The sequence below is a fragment of the Streptococcus sp. 263_SSPC genome (genome assembly GCF_001071995.1).
Classification (GTDB): Bacteria; Bacillota; Bacilli; order Lactobacillales; family Aerococcaceae; genus Granulicatella.
Window position 1 is genome coordinate 65,922 of the sequence record NZ_JVNU01000029.1, and the last position, 22,449, is coordinate 88,370.

The 22,449-nt window shown below is 39.5% G+C and carries 23 protein-coding genes; 6 read left to right on the top strand and 17 right to left on the bottom strand.

Annotation, left to right across the window (positions count from 1 at the left end; genetic code table 11):
- Nucleotides 1-180 precede the first annotated feature (180 nt).
- Complete coding sequence (tehB, locus tag ADH02_RS04420; protein WP_239681739.1) at nt 181-1,011, top strand: SAM-dependent methyltransferase TehB; 831 nt, start codon at nt 181-183, stop codon at nt 1,009-1,011.
- Between the two features lie 313 nt (nt 1,012-1,324).
- Here the strand turns inward: tehB and ADH02_RS04425 are convergent, their stop codons facing one another.
- The 13 genes from ADH02_RS04425 to ADH02_RS04485 all read right to left on the bottom strand — a co-directional run bounded on the left by ADH02_RS04425 (nt 1,325) and on the right by ADH02_RS04485 (nt 15,247).
- Complete coding sequence (locus ADH02_RS04425; RefSeq protein WP_048782864.1) at nt 1,325-1,894, bottom strand: hypothetical protein; 570 nt, start codon at nt 1,892-1,894, stop codon at nt 1,325-1,327.
- Between the two features lie 110 nt (nt 1,895-2,004).
- Nucleotides 2,005-2,742 carry a hypothetical protein gene (locus tag ADH02_RS04430; RefSeq protein ID WP_048782865.1) on the bottom strand — a complete coding sequence of 246 codons (738 nt, stop codon included), beginning with the start codon at nt 2,740-2,742 and terminating at the stop codon, nt 2,005-2,007.
- Nucleotides 2,743-2,947: 205 nt separating this feature from the next.
- A complete protein-coding gene (locus ADH02_RS04435) occupies nt 2,948-4,576 on the bottom strand; it encodes a glycoside hydrolase family 13 protein (RefSeq protein ID WP_048782866.1) in 1,629 nt (542 codons plus the stop codon).
- A gap of 157 nt (nt 4,577-4,733) precedes the next feature.
- Entirely contained in the window at nt 4,734-5,429 is a 696-nt protein-coding gene (locus tag ADH02_RS04440; protein ID WP_239681737.1) for an LrgB family protein, read from the bottom strand.
- A complete protein-coding gene (locus ADH02_RS04445) occupies nt 5,407-5,778 on the bottom strand; it encodes a CidA/LrgA family protein (protein ID WP_048782867.1) in 372 nt (123 codons plus the stop codon). Before ADH02_RS04445 ends, ADH02_RS04440 begins: the two co-directional genes overlap by 23 nt.
- Nucleotides 5,779-6,102: 324 nt before the next feature.
- On the bottom strand, nt 6,103-7,608 hold the full coding sequence (gene lysS, locus ADH02_RS04450; RefSeq protein WP_048782868.1) for a lysine--tRNA ligase: 1,506 nt from the start codon (nt 7,606-7,608) through the stop codon (nt 6,103-6,105).
- 94 nt (nt 7,609-7,702) lie between these two features.
- Nucleotides 7,703-8,719 carry a tRNA dihydrouridine synthase DusB gene (dusB, locus tag ADH02_RS04455; RefSeq protein WP_048782869.1) on the bottom strand — a complete coding sequence of 339 codons (1,017 nt, stop codon included), beginning with the start codon at nt 8,717-8,719 and terminating at the stop codon, nt 7,703-7,705.
- 512 nt (nt 8,720-9,231) lie between these two features.
- Nucleotides 9,232-9,513, bottom strand: coding sequence for a hypothetical protein (locus tag ADH02_RS04460; RefSeq protein WP_048782871.1), 282 nt, complete (start codon nt 9,511-9,513; stop codon nt 9,232-9,234).
- 15 nt (nt 9,514-9,528) lie between these two features.
- Nucleotides 9,529-9,999, bottom strand: coding sequence for a hypothetical protein (locus ADH02_RS04465; protein ID WP_048782873.1), 471 nt, complete (start codon nt 9,997-9,999; stop codon nt 9,529-9,531).
- A gap of 84 nt (nt 10,000-10,083) precedes the next feature.
- Nucleotides 10,084-11,064 (bottom strand): ribose-phosphate diphosphokinase, encoded by a 981-nt coding sequence (locus ADH02_RS04470; RefSeq protein WP_048782875.1) that lies wholly within the window; start codon nt 11,062-11,064, stop codon nt 10,084-10,086.
- Nucleotides 11,065-11,154: 90 nt separating this feature from the next.
- On the bottom strand, nt 11,155-12,534 hold the full coding sequence (glmU, locus tag ADH02_RS04475; protein WP_048782877.1) for a bifunctional UDP-N-acetylglucosamine diphosphorylase/glucosamine-1-phosphate N-acetyltransferase GlmU: 1,380 nt from the start codon (nt 12,532-12,534) through the stop codon (nt 11,155-11,157).
- Nucleotides 12,535-12,667: 133 nt separating this feature from the next.
- On the bottom strand, nt 12,668-13,612 hold the full coding sequence (locus tag ADH02_RS04480) for an AEC family transporter (protein WP_048782879.1): 945 nt from the start codon (nt 13,610-13,612) through the stop codon (nt 12,668-12,670).
- Between the two features lie 12 nt (nt 13,613-13,624).
- Nucleotides 13,625-15,247: a malolactic enzyme gene (locus tag ADH02_RS04485; protein ID WP_048782881.1), complete on the bottom strand. Its 1,623-nt coding sequence runs from the start codon at nt 15,245-15,247 to the stop codon at nt 13,625-13,627.
- 423 nt (nt 15,248-15,670) lie between these two features.
- On the opposite strand from ADH02_RS04485, the gene ADH02_RS04495 reads away from it, so the two are divergent.
- A complete protein-coding gene (locus ADH02_RS04495; protein WP_048782885.1) occupies nt 15,671-16,561 on the top strand; it encodes a LysR family transcriptional regulator in 891 nt (296 codons plus the stop codon).
- Nucleotides 16,562-16,571: 10 nt separating this feature from the next.
- Here the strand turns inward: ADH02_RS04495 and ADH02_RS04500 are convergent, their stop codons facing one another.
- Nucleotides 16,572-17,573 (bottom strand): Fic family protein, encoded by a 1,002-nt coding sequence (locus ADH02_RS04500; RefSeq protein ID WP_048782887.1) that lies wholly within the window; start codon nt 17,571-17,573, stop codon nt 16,572-16,574.
- A 162-nt stretch (nt 17,574-17,735) separates the two neighbouring features.
- Between ADH02_RS04500 and ADH02_RS04505 the strand changes: the two genes are divergently transcribed.
- Both ADH02_RS04505 and ADH02_RS04510 read left to right on the top strand, forming a co-directional pair.
- A complete protein-coding gene (locus ADH02_RS04505; RefSeq protein WP_048782889.1) occupies nt 17,736-18,257 on the top strand; it encodes a hypothetical protein in 522 nt (173 codons plus the stop codon).
- Between the two features lie 12 nt (nt 18,258-18,269).
- The gene (locus tag ADH02_RS04510) at nt 18,270-18,788 is read left to right on the top strand and encodes a transcription repressor NadR (protein ID WP_048782891.1); all 519 of its coding nucleotides are present in this window, start codon (nt 18,270-18,272) and stop codon (nt 18,786-18,788) included.
- Between the two features lie 40 nt (nt 18,789-18,828).
- Here the strand turns inward: ADH02_RS04510 and ADH02_RS04515 are convergent, their stop codons facing one another.
- From ADH02_RS04515 to ADH02_RS04525, 3 genes are all read right to left on the bottom strand, one after another.
- Nucleotides 18,829-19,836 carry a DNA/RNA non-specific endonuclease gene (locus tag ADH02_RS04515; RefSeq protein WP_048782893.1) on the bottom strand — a complete coding sequence of 336 codons (1,008 nt, stop codon included), beginning with the start codon at nt 19,834-19,836 and terminating at the stop codon, nt 18,829-18,831.
- A gap of 191 nt (nt 19,837-20,027) precedes the next feature.
- Nucleotides 20,028-20,387 carry a type II toxin-antitoxin system RelE/ParE family toxin gene (locus ADH02_RS04520; protein WP_048782895.1) on the bottom strand — a complete coding sequence of 120 codons (360 nt, stop codon included), beginning with the start codon at nt 20,385-20,387 and terminating at the stop codon, nt 20,028-20,030.
- Nucleotides 20,377-20,634 carry a type II toxin-antitoxin system Phd/YefM family antitoxin gene (locus ADH02_RS04525; RefSeq protein ID WP_048712691.1) on the bottom strand — a complete coding sequence of 86 codons (258 nt, stop codon included), beginning with the start codon at nt 20,632-20,634 and terminating at the stop codon, nt 20,377-20,379. The genes ADH02_RS04520 and ADH02_RS04525 overlap by 11 nt, the downstream gene beginning before the upstream one ends.
- Before the next feature lie 202 nt (nt 20,635-20,836).
- On the opposite strand from ADH02_RS04525, the gene ADH02_RS04530 reads away from it, so the two are divergent.
- Nucleotides 20,837-21,562, top strand: coding sequence for a helix-turn-helix domain-containing protein (locus ADH02_RS04530; protein WP_048782331.1), 726 nt, complete (start codon nt 20,837-20,839; stop codon nt 21,560-21,562).
- Nucleotides 21,550-22,374: an IS3 family transposase gene (locus ADH02_RS04535; RefSeq protein WP_048782334.1), complete on the top strand. Its 825-nt coding sequence runs from the start codon at nt 21,550-21,552 to the stop codon at nt 22,372-22,374. Before ADH02_RS04530 ends, ADH02_RS04535 begins: the two co-directional genes overlap by 13 nt.
- Nucleotides 22,375-22,449: the final 75 nt, after the last annotated feature.

A 22,449-nucleotide genomic window follows, 5' to 3' on the forward strand; every position in this document is an offset into this window, starting at 1 on the left:
AAATCATCTTCTAGTCAATTAACACTTTTTTATCACTAGTTATAACTAATGGTTATATCAAAAATGAAATCTACTATATAATAGCTTATATTTCTCTACCTTTTTATTTTCTTGTACAATGAGGATGACAACCTCGAAAGGAGCTTTCCTGTGGAACACGAATTAATTCCTTATAAAATAATGCCGACTTGGACGGCGACGACCCTACCAGAGGCATTCCAAAAAATGCATAATACAAAAGTGGGCACTTGGGCACACCTCACGATTTTAGAAGGCGCGCTTACTTTTTATGAACTAGACGAAGAAGGGAATGTTTTAGCGGAACATCTCTTCACCAAAGAGTCTGAGATTCCATTCGTCGAACCTCAAGCATGGCACCGCGTTTCACCAGCTAGTGACGACTTGAAATGTTACCTGACTTTTTATTCTACGCTGGAAGATTATTTTGCTAAAAAATACGACCTCACTCATACGCACTCAGAGGTTATTGAGGCTACACCGAAGTTTTCAAAAGGAAAGGTGCTCGACCTTGGAAGTGGCGAAGGAAGAAACAGCTTGTACTTGGCGAAAAAAGGATTCGATGTGACTTCGCTCGACATCAACTCAATGAGCCTCGCAAAATTAGCACAGGTCGCAGAAGCGGAAGGGCTTGATATTAATATTCAGCCGTATAACATCGAGAGTGCAGATATTCCAGGAGGACTCTATGACGTCATTATTTCAACAGTGGTTTTGATGTTCTTAGATCCCTATGCAATTCCAGATGTGATTGAAAATATGCAATCACATACCGCACCTGGCGGGTTTAACCTAATCGTGGCGGCCATGTCGACAGAAGACGCGCCATGCCCAGTGAACTTCCCTAAGACATTTGCAAGCGGAGAATTGAAGGACTACTACGCTGGCTGGACATTGCATAAATATAATGAAGATTTTGGCCAACTCCATAAAACAGACGAGAACGGCAATCGCATTAAGATGAGATTTGTGACGATGCTGGCTCAGAAGTAAATAAGTATATCGAAAGATAAAAGAAAGGACATCAGCAAATTTGCTGATGTCCTTTTTGCTCACATCCTTGTGTAGTTGAGCTCACAATCGCAGAAATGGCGTGCGTTTCCTCAAACGTCCGCAGAACGTTTCACGTTCCTTCCGGCGTTCGAGTCCAACGTTCCATTTCTGAACGCGATTGCTCACATCCTGTAGTTGAACTCGAAAAGGCAGAAACGACGTCCACTTCGACAAATAGCCGCACGACTCGTTCCTTGTCCCTTGCGTTATTTATCTCCAGTGATTCGTTTCTGAACGCCTTTTCTCATATCCTTTAATTGATATACACTGTTTTGTCTTTGACTGTAAATGTTGTACTTTCAGTGATTGTTTCGCCTGTTAGAACTAAAATATCTTTCCCACCTTTAGTTTCATCTACAATACGATACTCGCCATCTTTTTTCAAAACTAGTAAGTTATATTCTTTATTCTTGGTTTCATCTTTCGTAGGAATTACTAACGCTTCTGTAACTCCTATTAATTCAGTAGCAGTTGAAAAATCATTATCTTTAACAATATAGAATTTATCATTTTTTTTGACAACGCTATATCCACCTTCGATAGCTTTATTCATCTCAGCATTCTTCAACTCTTCTGATTCAGTTGTTGATTTTTTGTCTTTAACGCTATCCGCTGCTTGTTTAATTTTAGCAGCTGCTTCGTTTAATTTATTTTGGTTATCTTGCAGCGCTTGTTGCACCACTTGAGAATTTTTAACTTGTTCTTGTTGCGCTTTTTGATGCTCATGTCTTGCTTGATAACGTTGGAAACGTAAAAATGCATACACTAGAATAATCACAACTGTGATAATCCCACTTAAAATACGACGCCCTTTATTTTCCACTTATATTCACTCCTCTAATAAGATAAGTTTATTCTAACATATTCCCCTTTTGTTGCCTATTCTTAGAACAATAAAAAAGCACTTTGGTATGACTACCAACGTGCTCGTTATTATAAAGAATCTGTTTGAGGTGGTTCAATCGTCTCAGCAGAAGTTGTCTCTGTTGGTGCGGGATTCGGTGTGTAAAACTCAATTTTCGTTAAATCAACAGTTGCCGTCTTAGAACCGTCACTCCATGGAATCTCAAACGCTCTTCCAGAGTAAACCCAATTTTGCTTTCCAGCTTCTTGATCTTTAGCTGATTGATCTAACTGATCTTTCATCCACGCTGTAGCTTGGTCTAATGTCGCAAACTCTTTTCCCGTATTTCCTAACGGTTTCAAGCGTTTCGGTGGTGTTACTCCTGTTTCAGAATTTGAAGTAACCGTAGGCGCTTGAGTTGAAGTTACCTCCTTCGTTTGAGAACCATTTTCTGACTCTTCTCTTCTGCGTTCTTGGCTTGGAGTTGCCTGCACAAAATTTCCTTGAATGTCCCTTGTGTTCTTTTCTTCTTCACTTACCACTTGTTTTTCTGTGGTTACTGTTTCAGTTGTTGGAGCTTGAGTTGTCTCTTGCTTTTTCTCGGTGACTGCTTTCTTTTCAGTACTACTTGAAGGAGTTGACGAATTTGCTGGCGCACTTGTTTGTACTTCTACGACTTGAGTGACTTTTTGCATCGGACTCATCGCTTGTGAAATACCGTAAACACCTGCTAACATCGCTAAAGAGAGGCCAAGTGTAATTCCCAATTGACTCGCTAATCCTAATGATTTAAAACCTTCTTGTAATTTTGCTAAAAATGCTTTCATCGTCCATCCCCTTTCTCCTTTTATTTTTATTCAGACCATTATACCATATTTTTTTCATATTTGTAGAATGAAAAAAGTATGATATCACAAATATAACTGTAATTGCAATACTCTATAGGGCAATTTGTAAAAAATTAACTTTTTACAAAAAAACACAATTCTTTTCATTTAGTTTTATGCACTTACATTATATATGAAAGTTTTTTCAATTGCCAGACAATTCCACAACGAACGCTTGCCATGGAGAAAGCGTGTAAGCGTGTAAATCTGTGACCTCGTTTTCTGTATTTGCCACCAAAACCTTATTAAATCGGGCATCTACAGAGACTTCTCCCTCAAAATCAGATAAATTCACGACCGTCAACCATCTTTCTTCCCCAAGCGTGCGATAATATGCGAACACATTAGAAGAAGTCTCAAGTAGCTCATAATCGCCCCAAACCACGATTCGATGGTCTTTTCTAAGCTGAATGAGTTTTCGATACGTATGGAATACAGAGTCTGGATTTTGGAGTTCCGCCTCTACGTTGATCTCTTTGTAGTTCGGGTTGAGCGCTAACCATGGCGTTCCTGTTGTAAATCCACCATTTGCTTCGGCAGTCCACGGAATCGGTCTACGCGCATTGTCTCTACCCTTCGCGTTAAGCGACTCCATAATCGACTCCACGCTAAATCCTCTTGCGATACGATCATGATACATATTGATGGACTCGATATCATCCAATTCCTCAATGCTAGAAACCGGAGTATTCGTCAATCCAAGCTCTTCGCCTTGATAAATATAAGGAGTCCCTTTCATCATATGAAGCAGAATGGCGAAGGCTTTAGCGCTGCGAACACGATACTCCTTGTCGTTTCCCCAACGTGACACGATTCTTGGTAGATCATGGTTGTTCCAGAATAGTGAATTCCACCCTTCGTTCCCAAGTTCCGTTTGCCATTTTGAAAGAACCGCCTTTAATTCACTTACATCGAGCGGTTTAAGGTCCCACTTCTCTTTCCCTGGCTCATTATCTAAAAGCGAATGTTCAAACTGGAAGACCATCGATAATTCATGGCGTGCTGGGTTTGAATAGAGCTTCGCGATTTCTGGCGTCGCACCCCATGTTTCCCCAACCGTCAATAAATCTTTGTCTCCGAAGGTCGCTTTATTCATTTCTTGCAAGTATTCATGCAATTTTGGCCCATTTGACGTAATCCCTTCTAAAGGAATTTTCCCGATTAAATCAATCACGTCCATACGGAATCCGCCAACACCCTTGTCAATCCAGAAATTCATCATGTCATACACTTCACGGCGCACTTTTTCATTTTCCCAGTTTAAATCAGGTTGTCTTTGACTAAATAAATGCAAGAAATATTGACCACTTGCTTCATCGTATTTCCATGCACTACCTAAAAAGACTGACTGTAAATCTGTAGGTGCTCCGCCATCTTCTGCAGGATCTGCCCACACATAGTAATCACGGTACGGATTGTCTTTTCCTTTTCTTGACTCAATAAACCAATGGTGTTCATCAGACGTATGGTTCACAACAAGGTCCATGACAATTTTAATCCCGCGTTTATCGGCTTTGGCAATCAATTCTTCCATATCCGCCATCGTTCCGAACTCGTCCATGATGTCTTCATAGTCAGAAATATCATAACCATTATCATCATTAGGTGACTTGTATACTGGAGAGAGCCAAATTGCTCCAATTCCAAGCGTGTGTAAATAATCGAGCTTCTCAATAATCCCTCTTAAATCACCAATTCCATCCCCGTTCGAATCTTTAAAACTCCGTGGATAAATTTGATAAACGACGACTTCTTGCCACCAATGTTTTTCCATAACGCTCGCTCTTTTCTATATGAAGTATGTTCATGTCCATCATAGCCCTAAATGCGCATAAATACTATATATTTTTCGAATACTATTCCATTAAATTTGTATGACAAAGGCCAAAACAAAAGGAGAAAAAACAGAAATTCTGCTTTTTCTCCACTTCTTAAATAAACCCTGCAAAAATTTGTGCGCCTACTAATGTGATAATCCCTGAAATCACAATGGATAAACCACTCATCGCGCCTTCGACTTCTCCTAATTGCATCGCACGCGCTGTTCCAATCGCATGAGAAGATGTCCCAATCGCGATTCCTTTTGCGACTGGATGCGTGATACCTGTTACTTTACAGATGATTTCACAGAACATATTTCCTAGAACCCCTGTAAGAATAATCACCGCTACGGTAATCGTCACATATCCACCGGACTCTTGAGACAAGCCCATTCCAATGGCAGTTGTAATCGATTTTGGTAATAAAGTTACGTACTCTTCGTGCGTTAATTGGAAAAGCAATGATAACACCCAAACCGTGCAAAGACTCGTCAACACCCCTGCCGTAATCCCTGCAAAGATGGCGCCTTTATGCTTTTTCAATTGTTCGATTTGTTGATACAACGGAATCGCTAAACAAACCGTTGCTGGCGTCAATAAATAGCTTAAGCTATCCGCACTCGCATAATAGCTATCGTAGTCGATATTAAAGGCATTTAATACGATAATGACGAAAATAATCGCTACAAGTAGCGGATTGAAGATTGGCCATTTATATCGGTCACGTAAAAATACGCCAATTTCAAAACCGATAATACTAATCACGAGCCCGATTGTTGCTGTATTAAGAACGAGTTGATTCACCATCTTGGGCTCCTTTCTCGAGGACGTATTGCGTTACTTTTCCCGAAACAATCATCACTACAAATGTTGTAATAATCGTGATGATGGATACTGGCACAATAATACGATGCAATTGATCCCACGATTCGATAATTCCAACGGCAGCCGGGATAAACATTAACGACATAATCTCGATTAAAAACGTCCCTGCTTGATACACTTTTTCAATTTTAACAACACCCGTCATTAATAAAGCCATCATTAAGACAAGTCCATAGATGCTTGCTGGAATTGGAAGAGGGATGTAATATTTCATGATTTCACCAATACAGGTCACAATCATAATCCAGCCAAACTGCTTAAAATATTTCATTAGATCTCCTTTAGTAAAAAAGCACTCTATTCAAGCCATGCTCGAATCGCGTGCAGGTCTCTTTCGTCTATAACATTCAGTCTGGAAAAGCTCTCTCTTCCAACTTGCCCTCATAGTATATTCAAATGTACGGAAAGTCAACTACAACCCTGTGAACATTTGTTACTTTTAGTGTTCTAAATCTGTCCTGTTTACGTGAATCACTTTTCGAAATTATCATATATGATAATTATCAAATATGATAATTACCATATTTGGTAATTGCGGTTAAACAAAAAAACACCCCGTCTAAGACAAACCTTAAACGGGGCACTAAATTCAATATTAGTCTAAGTTTTTCATTGTTGGGAATAATAGGACGTTACGGATTGATTGGCTGTTTGTTAGTAACATAACTAAACGGTCAATTCCGATACCTACCCCACCCGTTGGAGATAAACCATATTCCAACGCTTGGATGAAGTCTTCATCATGCGGATGTGCTTCGTCGTTCCCAGCAGATTTTTCTTCTACTTGTTTCATGAAACGTTCACGTTGATCGATTGGGTCAGTCAACTCAGTGAAGCCATTTCCGTATTCTTTTGTACAGATGAAGCATTCGAAACGATCTGTGAAGCGTGGGTCTTCATCATTTTTACGAGCTAATGGAGATACTTCCACTGGATGTCCGTAGATGAATGTTGGTTGGATTAATGTTTCTTCAACGAATGTTTCGAAGAATTCGTTCACGACATGTCCGAATGTCATTGAATCTTCGACTTTCACGCCTTTTTCTTTCGCAATTGCGCGTGCTTCTTCGTCTGTCATATGCGGCCAGAAGTCAACACCTGTTACTTCTTTAATCGCATCTACCATATGAATTCTCTTCCATGGAGCTTTTAATTCCACTTCATGTTCGCCATAAGGAACTAATGTTGTACCTAATACTCTCTTGGCAACGTCTGAGATGATTCCTTCTGTTAAATCCATTACATCTTTGTAGTCTGTGTAAGCTGTATAGATTTCGATTGAAGTAAATTCTGGGTTGTGAGTTGTATCGATACCTTCGTTACGGAAAACACGTCCGATTTCGTATACGCGTTCCATACCACCTACTACTAAACGTTTCAAGTGTAATTCAGTAGCGATACGCATGTATAATTCCATATCTAACGCATTGTGGTGTGTAATAAATGGACGAGCATTTGCCCCACCCGCTAATGTGTGTAGTACTGGAGTTTCAACTTCTAAGTAATCACGTTCGTCTAAGTAACGACGGATTTCACGGATGATTTTACTACGTGTAACGAAACGGTCAAAGCTTTCGCGGTTACTGATTAAGTCTAAGTAACGTTGACGGTATTGTTGTTCTACGTTTGTTAATCCGTGATATTTATCAGGAAGTGGACGAAGCGCTTTTGTTAAATGAACGAATTGTTCTGCTTTAACAGATAACTCACCAGTGTTTGTGACCATGACAGTCCCTACAACACCAACGATGTCTCCTAAGTCTGCTTTTGTGAAGACTTCGTACGCATCATCTCCAACAGCATCTTTACGTACGTAAATTTGGATTTGGCCTTTGCCGTCTTGGATGTGGGCAAAACCAGCTTTTCCTTTTCCACGTTTTGTCATCAACCGTCCAGCAATTTGAACGGTTACAGGCTCTTGCTCAGCAAGTGATTCCTTTGTAGCTCCTTCAAATTGTTTGTGGATTTCTTCAGTTGTATTTTTTTGTTTGAAGCCAGTACCGAAAGGATCGATTCCTTTTTCGCGTAATTGACTCATTTTTTCACGACGAACTTGTAATTGGTCATTTAATGTTTCTTGTGTTTCTACTTCGAAAGACACGTTTGTTCCTCCTTTGAACGCTGCTTGTTCTTCATAACTCTCCTTATTGTACCAAAAGAAGAGGCTTTATTGAAAGTATTTCAAGACTTTTTGCTTAAATTTCTGCCAAGCGTTGTTTTTGACGTTCTTCACGTTCTAAATGTTCTACCACGAATTGGTCTAATAACGCTTCTACAGTTTGTAAATTCTCAGCTTCGTTGATGGCTACTTTTGTCTTAGAAGCACGTGGCACTCCTTTTAAGTAATAGCCTGCAAGCTTACGGAATTCTTTCGTTGCGACTGCTTCGCCTTTAAGGTTTGCAAGTCGTTGTAAGTGTAATTTTGCAATTTCGATTTTCTCTGGAACGGTATTTTCAGGAAGCAATTCTCCTGTTTCTAAATAATGAACCGTTTGACGAATCATCCAAGGGTTCGCTAAGGCTGCACGTCCAATCATAACGCCATCCACGCCTGCAATATCAATCATGCGTTTAGCATCTTCTGGGCTACGAACGTCCCCGTTTCCGATTAAAGGAATGCGCGTTAAGTTCTTCTTCACTTCACCAAGGATTTCCCAGTCGGCTTTTCCGTCATACATTTGAACACGAGTACGGCCATGAATCACAACGGCACTAGCACCCGCACGTTCTGCAGCAAGGGCATTCTCGACCGCATATAAATGCTCGTGGTCCCATCCTGTACGCATCTTCACGGTTACAGGTTTATCGACTGCGTCTACTACTGCCGCAACCATTTCGTATACTTTATTTGGGTCGAGTAACCATTTCGCTCCGGCTTCTGCCTTAATGACTTTGTTTACAGGGCATCCCATGTTGATATCAATAATCGCCGCTTCTGTATTCTCAGCTACGTATTTGGCCGCTTCAACTAAAGTATCTTTGTTACCACCCATGATTTGAACGCTGAGTGGATACTCGTTTGGCTCGATATGAAGCATGCTTAATGTTTTCTCATTACGGAATTGAATCCCTTTGTCGCTGATCATTTCGCACACAACTAAACCAGCACCGAATTCTTTTACAGTGACACGGAAAGCAGAGTTCGAAATCCCAGCCATCGGGGCCACAACTACGCTATTGTCAATTTGAATATCTCCAATTTTGAAACTCATCTTAATCTCCTTTTTCAATCTTTGAATCGTCTATCAAGTGAACGACTTTTTCTAACTCAATCGAAAAGCACGAGCTGCATCACCAATAGTGAGTGCGACTCGTGCGCTAAGTTCACTTATTTCTTGCCGGATTATTGTACCATAACCCGCGCCATCTTGCATTTGATTCCCCTTAATAAAAGAGTCTCATCGAAAGCAGCAAGTACGTAATGAGGAATCCACCCGTTAAGAGTAACTGCCATCCCGTTGCGTTCACTGTTTTTAGTTGAAACGAAATCCAACTAAATAACGAAAAGCTAAGAATAAACCCCACTGCTGCCGCTGCGAGAATATACAGCATGAAAAGGAGCATTCGACCATCTGGTGAAAAAGAGTACACCATTGCTAACATCGTAAAGAAAACTAGGGTCCACGAAATCCACATCAAGACCGTGCAACCTTATCCATTTTTACTAAACCTGGTTGTTTTTCAAAACGTCGTTCTTCCACTAACCTCTTCCTTCTAAACCTTTTTATCCCAATCTAATTACTCCAGTGAAGACCAATAACAAAAAGGTGACCCAAGTGCCTGTGAGCAGTAGTTGCCACCAATTGTTTTTGAACGATTTTTCTTCTAATGCAATGAAAACGTACATCATGAAACTGATAAATGTCATGATCATGAGAATCGGCATGATGAAGATGGCAATCAACAGTCCTCCTGGGACGCCACGGCTGGTCATGAAAATCCATTGCGGCACTAACCCAAGCCACATCAAGACTTCTGCAATACTTTTTGCTTTCTCTAGTTTCATTGAAAACCTCCAAAACTATCTAATATTTTGTTTCTGAATTTGTTTGGCCAGCGATTTTGGAGCAAGCGATAATAAGCAAATGCAAATTCCAAATAGGAACACCACCGAGCCAATCACTTCAAAGATGCTATTAAAATTCGAGAACACTCCAATCATGAGCGCCAATATAATGGCAGAAACCCCGACCTTCCGAACAGCCTTTGCGTTTGCTCTGTAATAGTCTTCAATCGTTTCAGGAGTAGCCGATGTATATTGCAACTTCACAAGTTCCTGACACGTTTTACGCCAATAATTAATCCCCATCCAGAAGCCCCCGCCAATGGTCATCAATGAAAAGATCAGTAAAACGGCTGCACCGATTTCGTCCATATTTTCAATAGTTTTTACAGATGGATCCATCTCTTGGAAGGTCGCCATCGTAACCACTAAACAGATAAATGAGATAAGGGTAAACCACCCTGCTTTGTTTGACACTTTTCGTTCCATACGAACCTCCTTTATGTTAGATTCAGTATAAACAAAAATGAGCCGAGACTATAGCCTCGGCTCATTTATTTTAACAATTCTTTATTAATCTAAAATAGTAAATTTCTCGATAAACAACGGACTCACTGAGCGGTTTTCGTGAATACGACGAATTGCTTCCGCCATTAATTGGTCTACGCTGATTTGGACAATCTTACCACCTGTTTTTTCTTCAGGAACTTCGATTGAGTCTGTTACAACTACTTCTTTAATCACTGAATTGTTGATACGTTCTAATGCTGGGCCAGATAATACGGCGTGTGTACAGCAAGCATACACTTCAAGAGCACCTGCATCTTTAATCGCTTGTGCAGCAAGTGTGATTGTTCCAGCTGTATCAATCATGTCATCGATTAATACGGCAACTTTCCCTTTTACTTCACCGATGATATTCATGACTTCTGCCACGTTCGCTTTCGGACGACGTTTATCAACAATCGCGATTGGTGCATGTAAGAACTCAGCCATTTTACGAGCACGAGTTACCCCACCGTGGTCAGGAGATACAACAACGATATCTTTATCTTTGAAGTTGTTTTCTAAAAAGTGGTTCGCAAGAAGTGGAGCTCCTAATAAGTGGTCCACTGGAATGTCGAAGAACCCTTGAATTTGCGCAGCGTGTAAATCAAGTGTTAACACACGGTCTGCACCTGCTTGAGTAATCATGTTGGCAACTAATTTTGCTGTGATGGGTTCACGAGATTGTGCTTTACGGTCTTGACGAGCGTATCCATAGTAAGGAATAACAATGTTAATTGTTTTTGCACTCGCACGGCGTAATGCATCTACCATGATTAATAACTCCATTAAGTTATCATTTACTGGATAAGAAGTTGATTGAACGATATACACATGGCAGCCACGTACACTTTCATCGATATTGATTTTGATTTCGCCATCGCTGAATTGAGTGACAGAAACTTTACCAAGTTCTAAACCGACTTCTTCAGCAATCTTTGCCGCTAAAGGACGATTTGAGCTTAATGCGAATATTTTTAAATTAGGATCGGAATAATGTTCCACAATGATAACCCCCGAAGTTTATTTTATAGTACTATCATACCGTGTTTTGTTTAAATTTTGAATATTTTTGCTAAAAATTTTTGGGAAAAATTTTTAGTCTTTTTGAGCAGATGGTAATTTTGAAGCATAATCTTCTTTATTTACTTGACGACTACGTGCAATCGCAAGTGCTCCAGCTGGAACATCTTCGGTAATCGTTGAACCTGCAGCGATAAATACATCATCGCCCACTGTAACTGGCGCAACGATATTGGCATTACATCCGATAAATACATGGCTACCAATTGTCGCACGATATTTATTTTTACCATCGTAGTTTACAAACACAGTTCCACAACCAACGTTAATATCTTCGCCAAGGTCGGCATCCCCGATGTATGTTAAGTGGCCTACTTTCGTATCAGCACCAAGCGTTGAGTTCTTCACTTCTACAAAGTTCCCCACATGAACGCGTTCGCCTAATACAGAATTTGGACGTAAGTGTGCAAATGGACCTGCATTGCTGTCGAGTTTCATATGAGATTCTTCGATGTTTGCTGCTACAAGACGAACGCCGTCTTCTAACACGCTATCACGAACCACGCTGTGTGCTCCGATGAAGCAGTTTGAACCGATGACTGTTTTGCCTTTTAAGACAACACCAGGTTCAATCACAGTGTCTGCCCCGATTTGAACAGTTGATTCGATATACGTTGCCTCTGGGTCGATTAAAGTAACCCCGTTGCGCATATGTTCTTCGTTGATACGAAGACGCATGTATTTCTCAGCTTTAGAAAGAGCCACACGGTCGTTCACGCCCATTCCTTCGTCGAAATCTTTCATTGGGTAAGCAGAAACCACTTCTCCTCGTTTCTTCAAGATTTCTAATACGTCTGGTAAGTAGTACTCGCCTTGAGCGTTGTCGTTACCAACTTCGTGTAACGCGCTGAAAAGAGCAACATTATCGAAGCAGTAAGTACCCGTGTTGATTTCTTTGACTTGTTGTTCTTCAGGAGTTGCGTCTTTTTGTTCCACGTTTTTAAGAACAGAACCGTCCGTATCGCGAATCACACGGCCGTATCCAGTTGGATCTTGGGCAATCGCTGTAAGGATCGTTGCTTTCGCGCCTGTACGTTCATGTTCTTTCATTAAAGCAGAAAGAGTTTCGCTTGTTAATAATGGAGTGTCTCCACAGATTACAATCGTAGTTCCTTCTTTTCCTTTTAGAAGAGATTCTGCTTGTAACACCGCATGTCCTGTTCCTAATTGTTCAGCTTGAACGGCATAAGAAACACGGTCTCCAAGATGGTTTTGTACCATTTCTGCACCATGTCCAACAATCGCTACGATTTCAGTAGCTCCAGTTTTTTCAACTTGGTCTACAACGTGCTCTACCATTGGTTTGCCGCAAACGGGATGCATTACTTTGTAAAGGGAAGATTTCATACGAGTTCCTTTACCCGCAGCTAAAATAATTCCGAATTTTTGTTTCATAATAAGCTCCTTGCTCTTTGAATTTCTACCTTCTAATAGTATAGTACCACGCTGTTTTTTTCAAGAAATCACTGGCTACAAACAAACTTTTAAAAATAAAAAAGGCTCCCAGCTTTTCAGCCGGGAAACCCTATTATCCAATAATTGTTTGGAGTATTGGAATGACAATAACAAATAGAACTGTACTTAAAGTGACAATATTCGTTGAAAATTCGACATCTCCATCCCCTTGGTTCGCTAAAATTGGTAGTACGGCTAAGGCTGGCGTTGCAGACTGAATCATAAATGTTAGATATTCCGCAGTAACCATTCCAGGTGCCATCAATTTAAGAACCGCAAACATTAATACTGGGGCAACGATAAAACGCCCTACTAATGCTACGATACTATCCTTATCAAATCGAATGGTCTTAATACCCGCTTTAGCTAATACAATCCCAATGTATACAAGTGATAATGGAGTTGTTAAACCTCCTACATAGCCTAATGTACTTGATACGAAACTAGGAAGTGGAATATTAATAACTAAGAACACTACTGAAACGATAAATCCGAGTAACGGAGCTGGAAGTAATTTCTTCCAATCGAAATGAGATTCTTGTTTCTTCTTTCCACTTTTACTATCGCTTGTCATTAAAAAGACACCTAATGTCCAAGTCGAAATCGTATTCGTAATATAGTAAATCAAGAAGTATGCTAATGCATCATCACCGAATAATGCGATGTTCAGAGGCAATCCAATAAAGATCGTATTCGCATTGACGAATGTATTAATGACTGTCCCTCTTCGCCCTGGTGCCACTTTAAAGGCTTTGACACTTAAAAACGCCACAATATATCCAAGCGCGAAAGCAACAAATGTATAGACGAGTCCTCCTGATAAGCTAATCAATTTTTCTAGTGTTAAATATTTTAACACGGAAACAAAAATTGATACTGGCATCGCTACGTTCATAATCAATTTAGACAAATCATTGCCAAAATCATTATGGAACCAGCCTCTTACTTGTAGGAAATATCCAAGCACAATCAGTGCAATAATTGGAATAATGGACTCAAGAGATGTTAGAAATAACATCCGCATCGCCTCCTAATATTTTGGTGTCCATCTGAAGTCACGAACAGCTTTTTCCATATCTTGTTCAGCTGCGCGTGCTAGACCTTGTTCTTGTGCTTTTTTAGCGACTGCTGTTGCCACTTTCAATGACACTTCTGCCACGTATTTGAATGGAGGTAACACAGGTGCGCCTGGTTTTGTAATATCCACAATACCGCTTAAGGCATGCGCTGCAGCACCAATCATTTCGTCTGTTAATAGACTCGCTTCTGAAGCAAGCATTCCTAATCCAAGACCTGGGTAGATTAACGCATTGTTCGCTTGTCCGATAACATAGTTCACACCGTTGTACTCAATGTCGTCTGAAGGAATTCCTGTCGCAACGAAAGCTTTTCCGTTTGACCATTCGATAAGGTCTTTGGCAGTAGCTTCTGCTAATTTTGTAGGATTTGATAATGGGAAAATCACTGGACGTTCTGTGTTTTCGCACATTGCTTCAACAACTTCTTTTGTAAATGTACCAGGTTGCGTTGAAGTCCCCACTAAGATAGTTGGTTTAACAGTTTTAACAACTTCTAATAAATCTGTTAGTTTGTCTGCATTTGCAAAATCACTACGTTTTTTCGCAAAAGGACGTTGTTCCGGAGTTAAATCGTCCATATCGTCAAATAACAATCCTTGTTTGTCGATCATAAAGAAACGTTTATACGCTTCTTCTTCGCTCAGACCATCAACGACCATTTCACGAAGGACACGAGAAGCAATTCCTGCCCCTGCAGTCCCCCCACCGTAGCATAAGTACACTTGGTCTGTTAGTTTTTCACCAGCGATATCCATTGCGGCAAACACCCCACCGAGTGTCACGATTCCTGTACCTTGAATATCATCGTTGAAGGTTGGGATTTGAGTTTTGTATTTATTTAAGATATTAGCCGCATTGCCGCGTCCGAAGTCTTCCCAGTGTAAATATAATTTAGGGAAGAGACGTTCTGCTGTTTCAACGAATTGGTCGATAAAGGCATAATAACGGTCACCACGCACACGTTCATGACGATTTCCTAAATAATTTGGATCATCCAATAAGCTTTGGCGGTTTGTTCCTGCATCAATCACTAATGGAAGAACACTTGCAGGGTCGATTCCGGCTGCTCCTGTATAGACCATTAATTTACCAACAGAGATGTCTACCCCGTTTGTACCCCAGTCACCGATTCCAAGAATTCCTTCTGCGTCGGTCACAACGATTAAACGAATATCACGGTCACCTGCCGCATTTTTCAAGGTTGCTTCGATATTTTCTGGATGGTTGATGTCTAAGTATGCTGCATATTGTGGATCTACAAAGAGTTCGCTGTAGTTTTCAATCGTGTCCGCAATTGTTGGGTCATATACGATTGGGTTGAACTCCTCTAAGTGTTGTGAGAATAAATAGTAGAATAAAGTACGGTTTGTGTTGAAGATTTCCATTAAGAAAAGACGTTTTTCAAGATCATTGGCTTTTTGGTGCATATGCGCATAGGTTTGCGCTGCTTGTTCTTCCAATGTTTGAACGTACGGTGGTAACAAACCTACCAATCCTAATTCTTGACGTTCTTCTTGTGTAAATGCTGTCCCTTTATTTTTGAAAGGGTTGTTTAAAATTTCGTGTCCACGCATGGTGATTCCTCCTTAAATGGTTGTTGATGAAACTGTACTATATACTCGGGTGTAAAGTCGTTCATCTGTCTAGGTGAGTATATAAATAAAAAAGCCTTCTATTCTCTAGAAGACTCGACATAGACAGATTTCAAGTGTTCGTCTTCTAAAGGAACTATCATTATCGCCTTTGGTAAGCAAACACCTTCTTTCAATTTTACATTGACGCTCGATTGTATATTCTCAAAACGAATGAGAATTTTGATATAATTAATTATATCACTTATTTTACAATAAATATATAAAACGAAGTTAATTCTATTCACCATAAAAAGTTTTATCAATCGTTCAGCCTTCTTTACGATTGACATTCTAAAAAATAACTTATAGCATAGTCAAACAGAGGTCGTCTTATAATTTTTTTATATATGAGGAGGAACGTTTATGAAACTTCAACAACTTAAGTACTTCAACGAATTATGCCGTTTAAAATCATTTTCAAAAGTAGCTTCTAAATTCAAGGTCAGTCAACCAACTGTTAGCTACGCCATCAAAGGGTTAGAAGATACACTCGGCGTTCAGCTCATTGTTAGAGATCAATCCCATTCAAAAATTTCCCTCACAAAAGAAGGGCAAATTTTTAGACAATTTTCTCAAAACGCCTTGCAACAACTTGAAATGGGAAAGGCTGCCCTAAAAGCCTCCAATAATAGCCGTGTAAAAATTGGAATTACTGCTGCTCTTTCTCGATTCTTCGATTTGACCCAACATTTGTCTTCACTCGAACAGATTTTTGGTACAGAAATCATCTTACTGGAAGATGGCTCTAAAGAAATTACGAAGAAGATTGCATCAAACCAACTAGATATTGCTTTATTCGGAACATGCAAAGAAGTAACTAGTTCGCAACATGATTTGAAAAAAATCGCAACCTTCCCTTTTAAATTGGCAGTGTCTAAAAGTCATCCATTGGCAAAAGCATCGCATGTTCACATTTCTCAAGTAGAGCAAGAAGAATTCATTCTTTTTAACGAACACTTTGTTCACAATGAAGTATTCTGGCGGTTTATGAATACGTACGGAATCGTTCCAAATATTTTAGCCGAGGTCAGCGATATTCATGGATTTGAAAACTTTATCAAGCAAAAAAATACAGTAGGTCTTCTCGTGGACTTCTTGAAACTTAACGGTATTCAATTAATTGAACTAGACGAGACAGAGCCTGTCCAATTCTATTTATACTTAGCTAAACAAAAAGGCGGAAAAATCACTGACAAGAAATTCAAACAAATTGAAACCTATATTCTTGAACAAATTCAATCCCTTAAAAAATAGTAAAAGGCGTCTACTTAGACGCCTTTTTTAATGTATATAACTTCCCTTTTGTGCTTCCGCTTGAAGTCAGTAACCCAACTTCCACGAAGAACGATAAATAACGTCGGACAGTTGCGGCACTGAGCCTAGTGAGGTCTTGTGCCTGCTGGTTGCCGATATTGCCGTACTGTTCTAAATAAGCCTTTACTTGTTCAAAGACTTCGCGCTCTTTTGGTTTTAACGAAGGCAAAATCACATAATTAGCACTTTCTTCTTCGATTCGATTTTGCACTTTTACTTCTTCAAGAGTTTCCAAAATCACTTCGAGCATAAACTCAACAAAAGCAGTCGCATCATTTTCCTTGTTACTGATAGCGAGTGCATTATAGTAGCCTTGTTGATGCGCATGTATGACCGACTCAATTGGGAGCCATTCGAATAACGGATTCCACCGGCTTAAGATGAGACTTTGCCACAAGCGCCCCATGCGTCCATTTCCGTCTTCAAATGGATGAATGATTTCCAATTCAAAATGGACAAGACACGATTTCACTAAATCGAGCAAATCACTGTTCTTAGCCCACGAGAACAACTCTTTCACGAGCCCTGGAACAAACTGCGGACGTGCGCCCACATGAATCACTCGCCCGCTCGCATCATAAACGCCAACATCACTCAAGCGAAACTGTCCCGGATGCTTCACAAGGCCGTGTGTTAACAAGTGGTGTGCCTCCAGAAAATCCTCCACACTATACGGGTCCATCGAAAAGACACGTTCATACGCCTCATACGCATTTTGCACCTCATGAATATCCTTTGGTGGGCCAAGCACACGTCTTCCCTCGATAATATCTGTCACCTGTTCCAGCGTCAGGCTATTATTTTCAATCGCAAGGGAGGACTGAATCGAGCGAATCCTATTTTCCTTGCGCAGTAATAGCGGACGTTTCTCAATGGAATATTTCGTCAGGAGTTCCGCAATATTGTGCACCAGCCCTAACATCTTTTCTGTAATTTGAAAATTTACTTGCATCCGTCTCACCTCTCTTTTCTTTATTGTACTGGTACTTTTTTATCAAATCAAGCGAATTATGAGCGAAAAGTGAGCGGAAAAGTTGAGTTTCCCTATTGATTTATTGTATACACAGAACTATACTACTGTATATACAGTAAACAAAAGGAGAGTTTTATTCTGATGAAAAATGTTCGTTTTATGACACTAACCGCACTATTAACCGCGATTGCCATCTTCATTCCTATCGCGATGCCATTAAAATTGGTGATTCCACCAGCTTCGTACACACTTGGAAGCCACGTTGCAATCTTTATCGCGATGTTTATCAATCCGTGGATGGCCATCTTCGTCGTTCTTGGGTCATCATATGGATTCTTTATTTCCGGTGCGTATCCACTCGTTATCGTTTTCCGCGCGCTATCGCATATTATTTTTGCGACACTTGGAGCCTTTTTCCTACAAAAATATCCAAAGACTCTTGAAAACCGCAAAGCGTCATGGATTTTTAACTTCGTATTGGCGCTTATTCACGCAGTCGGCGAAGTATTAGCCTGCGTGCTCTTCTACTCCGTTTCAGGGACGGATATTCAAAGCATGTTTTACGTCCTCTTCGTCCTAGTCGGATTTGGTACAGTGATTCACAGTATGGTAGACTATGAAATAGCACTAGCGGTGTATAAAGTTTTACAAAAAAGACGTTAAAAGAGGGACACTATGCCAAAAGAACGAAAAGCCGAATTACTAAAATTGCTGAAAAATGCGCCAAAGCCACTCAACGGTCAAAGCCTAGCGGAACATTTCCACGTAACACGACAAATTATCGTGCAAGACATCGCGCTTCTTCGTGCTGATGGGGCCACGATTCTATCGACCAACCGCGGATATGTCTACAAGGAGCAAGAGAGTTCGCCGTACGTTCATCGCCTCTTCAAGGTCAAACACGATACCGAGGCTATCGAAAGTGAACTTCTAGCCATTGTCGATAATGGAGGCCGTGTCCAAAATATTCAAATCGACCATCCCGTTTACGGTGAAATCCAAACGCTCGTGAAGCTCACGTGTCGCCGTGACGTTGAGCACTTCTTGGAGCAAATCCACCAATCGGACTTCCGCCCACTATCGTCTCTAACAGACGGTGTGCATTATCATCTGGTTGAAGCCGAAAACCAACAAGACCTCGACTATATCGAAGACTCCCTGGACAAATTAGGGTATTTAGTGAAAGAAGATTAAAAGAAAGGAGCACCACACGATTGTGTGGTGCTCCTTTTACTTATGGTCTATAGTGTTCTTTAGAACTATGCCGTTTCCCTAAGCGTTTCGCCTGAGCTTCTGTCATTTCCACAACATTCTGTTTGTTTGTGTTTGCTGGCATATTTTCCTTATAGTACCAGTAAATATCTGACTTTCCTTTTGTAGCTACATAGACTGTAATATACTCTTCCTGATTTACCGTCGTTTCGGTGACAGCTTCCGTTTGAACTACAGTAGTTTCTACTTTCTTCGCAAATAGCGGTTCCGCATTACCAGTCGCATAGTCGATTTTTGCATTTGGTGAAGTATTCTCTAAAACCACATGAGTCACACCATCTTTGTCGACGTTCTCTTGTTTTGTTCCAAAAGAAATCTTCATCAAAGTTCCATCGCTCTTTATTCCAGCATACTGCAACTCAATTTTTCGAGGGATGAGTTCATCCCCCTCGTAAATTGGCGTTACTTTATAATCCAACCAATCATTCGGATGAGCATTAATCCAATCTGCAAGATTGTTCTCATAGAAAAGCATCGCGGTTTGGTTTGCGGAATCTTTATCGGACAAACTACCTGTATTTAACAGGGCTGTCATTGGTGTTAAATTCCGTAATTCATTATCAAGCCCACTGAATTGATATCCGACTAAATGCCCGCGATTCATCAGCCATGCTTCTTTACCACTTCCGGAGTCATCAATCGGTATCTTGTAGTTATGCCAACCAACAGGATCCACACTGATTTTCGGTTCCCTTTTTGCTTTCGGTTTATCTTTGATATTCAGTTGAATATGAGCTGATGTCGACCGTTCTAATTTATCAAGGTCTCCCAAAACCAATTGTTTTTCCTTCTTAAACGGAAGCAACGAATCCGGCAACTTCGCAGGTGCCACTGTCGTCGTTTCAACCGTTTTGACCTTTACTACTGTCTCAGTTGTTGCCTTTGACTCTTCCTTATGTCCCCCACATGCTGCCAAAGAAACGCAAGCGACTACTAACAAACCCAATTTCCAATTCGATTGAATCTTCACCCTAATTCCCCCTATTTTGCTTTGTTAAAAAACACACTAACTAGACTTAGTATATTCCTCCTACACCCTGAATACAATAGAGTTTTTATTTATTTTTCGTCCTTTCGGGTGAAAAAACCGTATAGGATATTTTGCTAACAGAAAAAGACCTGACATTTCTGCCAGGTCTTCTATGTCAGTCCTATATTTTACTAAATTAATAGCGTAGCACTAGATTCTTCGATATTGAACGTTGTATGTTGAAGGATATTTCTCACATCTCTCAATTCATGAGATACCCTCAATATCAGAATTCTCTTTTGTCTTTTCATGATGAGGTAAAAAATAACATACCTTCCAATCAGAACTCTACGAATCATATCTGTCGGAACAAATTTGTTATCTAATACTTCTCCGCTCTCAGGGAATCTACAAATCTGATTGAACCCTTTCATCAACGCATCCATAAAAAGAGTCGCAGATTTCGGAGTCATTAATTCCTTGGAAAGATAATAGAGAATTCCTTCAATATCATTATTCGCTTTTTCGGTCAGTTCAAACTCATATTCCATACTTCTCCCTCAATTTTAGAAGCGCCTCTTTCCCATCTAGCACGCGACCTTCTTCAACATCTTCAAGTGCTTCAATCAGTAAGCGAGCTTCTTCCATTTTTTGAATCGTGCTTTCATAATATTCGATATCCATCACGACTAGTCTCCCATAACCATTTTTTGTCACAAAAATAGGTCCTTGTTCTTCTTTGCATTGTCTTTCTACTTCTACTGTGTTTTTTAAATCTCTCATCGGAATAATTTTCATATCCATTCCTCCTTTTATTTTGTGACTTAATTGTACCATAATTTAGTCATAATTTCATTTATCCTCCTCTCATAATTTAATTACGTTATTTTTTCTCAATGAGGTTTTTACAAAAAAAGAAAGACCTGACATTTCTGTGATATGCTCCCTCTAAAGTAGACACTAAAAAAAGTAAACTACTTTAGAGGGGGTATTTTTTAGATTGGCTAAGAAACATACTGCAAAAGAATTAGAACGATTCATAGAATTGTATTTAGATGGTGTGCCTTTTCGTGAGCTGCGTAGTGAATATGGTTTAAAGATTTCACCTGGAGCATTTAATATGTATTTTTTGAACTATAAAGCAAATGGACCTTCTGCATTAGAAGATCGAGACGGGTTTAACACTTATACAAAGGAATTTAAAGAAAAGGTGGTTAAAGAGTTTTTAGAATCGAAAACCTATTTAAGAGTAATCGCAAGAAAATACAAAATTCCTTCTGCTAGAACTGTACGAAATTGGATTATTAAGTATACTAATGGTGAGGCCACGAAGGCCTACGATCCTAAGCCAGAGGTGTACACTATGAAATATAGAAAAACAACGCACGAAGAAAGAATCCTTATCGTCAAAGACTGTATTCAAAATCAATTAAACTATAAACAAACCGCACAGAAATATAACGTTTCTTACAACTTGGTGTATCAATGGGTAAAAAAATATCAAAAATATGGTCCTGATGGATTAATAGACAGTCGAGGGAAACGAAAACCAGAAAATATACAGACAGAAACTGAGCGTATTCGTGCAGAAATGGCAATATTAAAGGCGCGAAACGAATATTTAGAAACAGAAAATGCCGCACTAAAAAAATTACAAGAAGTGGAAAGCGAGTTGATGTTTGCCAAACGAGATTTGAAGCGGAATATCAAACGATTAAAAAATTAAGTAAAAGAGGATTTCATATTACTCTATTATGTAAAGTGTTAAAAGTTAGTAGAGCTGGCTATTATAAATGGTTAAATCGTGTCCCTTCGGAATCTGAAAAACGACTACGTCGTTTAATGGAATTAATAGACGAAGTATATGAATCTGTTCAAGGTATATATGGATATCGTCGTATCACAATCTATTTAAACTATTATAGAAATGCAAAAGTGAATCATAAATGTATTCAGCGTCTTATGAAACTAATGGGATTAAAGGCAGTTATACGAAAAAAACGTTATCGTTATAAATCGAACACTGAAGAATACACTGCAGCTAATATTTTAAATCGAGAATTTAAAAAAGAGTACGAGCCAATGGCTCTACTATTAACGGATATCACTGAATTGAAGTATGGGAAGGGAGAAAAAGCTTATTTAAGTGCAGTTTTAGATTATGGTACAAAGAAGATAGTTGCATATCAAATATCTAAGCAAAACAATAATCAAATCGTTAAAGATACTTTTAATCAAATAAAAAGGAAGATAATTCCAACAAAAACAATGATTCATAGTGATCGAGGATTCCAATATACTTCTCATTTCTTTAAGCACTTTATAGAAAAAGGACAAATAACACATAGTATGTCCCGTCCTGGAAGATGTATCGATAATGGACCAATTGAAGCATTCTGGGGGACATTAAAGGAAGAAGTATATCGTTTATATCATTTCAAAACCTATGAATCTCTTTTCAAGAAAATTGAGGAGTATATTCAGTTCTATAATAAGAAAAGAATTACTTTATCAATGGGATTAAAAATCCCAGCATAAATAAAAAGACGAGTTCTTATGAACTCGTCATACACTTTAATTATTTTCCTGTCTACTTGACAGGGTGCACTTCAC

Coding starts and splice junctions, on each gene's coding strand:
- tehB (WP_239681739.1), top strand. CDS start 181: ATGCCGACTTGGACGGCGACGACCCTACCAGAGGCATTCCAAAAAATG.
- ADH02_RS04430 (WP_048782865.1), bottom strand. CDS start 2,742: ATGAAAGCATTTTTAGCAAAATTACAAGAAGGTTTTAAATCATTAGGA.
- ADH02_RS04435 (WP_048782866.1), bottom strand. CDS start 4,576: ATGGAAAAACATTGGTGGCAAGAAGTCGTCGTTTATCAAATTTATCCA.
- ADH02_RS04440 (WP_239681737.1), bottom strand. CDS start 5,429: ATGGTGAATCAACTCGTTCTTAATACAGCAACAATCGGGCTCGTGATT.
- ADH02_RS04445 (WP_048782867.1), bottom strand. CDS start 5,778: ATGAAATATTTTAAGCAGTTTGGCTGGATTATGATTGTGACCTGTATT.
- dusB (WP_048782869.1), bottom strand. CDS start 8,719: ATGAGTTTCAAAATTGGAGATATTCAAATTGACAATAGCGTAGTTGTG.
- ADH02_RS04460 (WP_048782871.1), bottom strand. CDS start 9,513: ATGAAACTAGAGAAAGCAAAAAGTATTGCAGAAGTCTTGATGTGGCTT.
- ADH02_RS04465 (WP_048782873.1), bottom strand. CDS start 9,999: ATGGAACGAAAAGTGTCAAACAAAGCAGGGTGGTTTACCCTTATCTCA.
- glmU (WP_048782877.1), bottom strand. CDS start 12,534: ATGAAACAAAAATTCGGAATTATTTTAGCTGCGGGTAAAGGAACTCGT.
- ADH02_RS04480 (WP_048782879.1), bottom strand. CDS start 13,612: ATGTTATTTCTAACATCTCTTGAGTCCATTATTCCAATTATTGCACTG.
- ADH02_RS04485 (WP_048782881.1), bottom strand. CDS start 15,247: ATGCGTGGACACGAAATTTTAAACAACCCTTTCAAAAATAAAGGGACA.
- ADH02_RS04495 (WP_048782885.1), top strand. CDS start 15,671: ATGAAACTTCAACAACTTAAGTACTTCAACGAATTATGCCGTTTAAAA.
- ADH02_RS04500 (WP_048782887.1), bottom strand. CDS start 17,573: ATGCAAGTAAATTTTCAAATTACAGAAAAGATGTTAGGGCTGGTGCAC.
- ADH02_RS04505 (WP_048782889.1), top strand. CDS start 17,736: ATGAAAAATGTTCGTTTTATGACACTAACCGCACTATTAACCGCGATT.
- ADH02_RS04510 (WP_048782891.1), top strand. CDS start 18,270: ATGCCAAAAGAACGAAAAGCCGAATTACTAAAATTGCTGAAAAATGCG.
- ADH02_RS04520 (WP_048782895.1), bottom strand. CDS start 20,387: ATGGAATATGAGTTTGAACTGACCGAAAAAGCGAATAATGATATTGAA.
- ADH02_RS04525 (WP_048712691.1), bottom strand. CDS start 20,634: ATGAAAATTATTCCGATGAGAGATTTAAAAAACACAGTAGAAGTAGAA.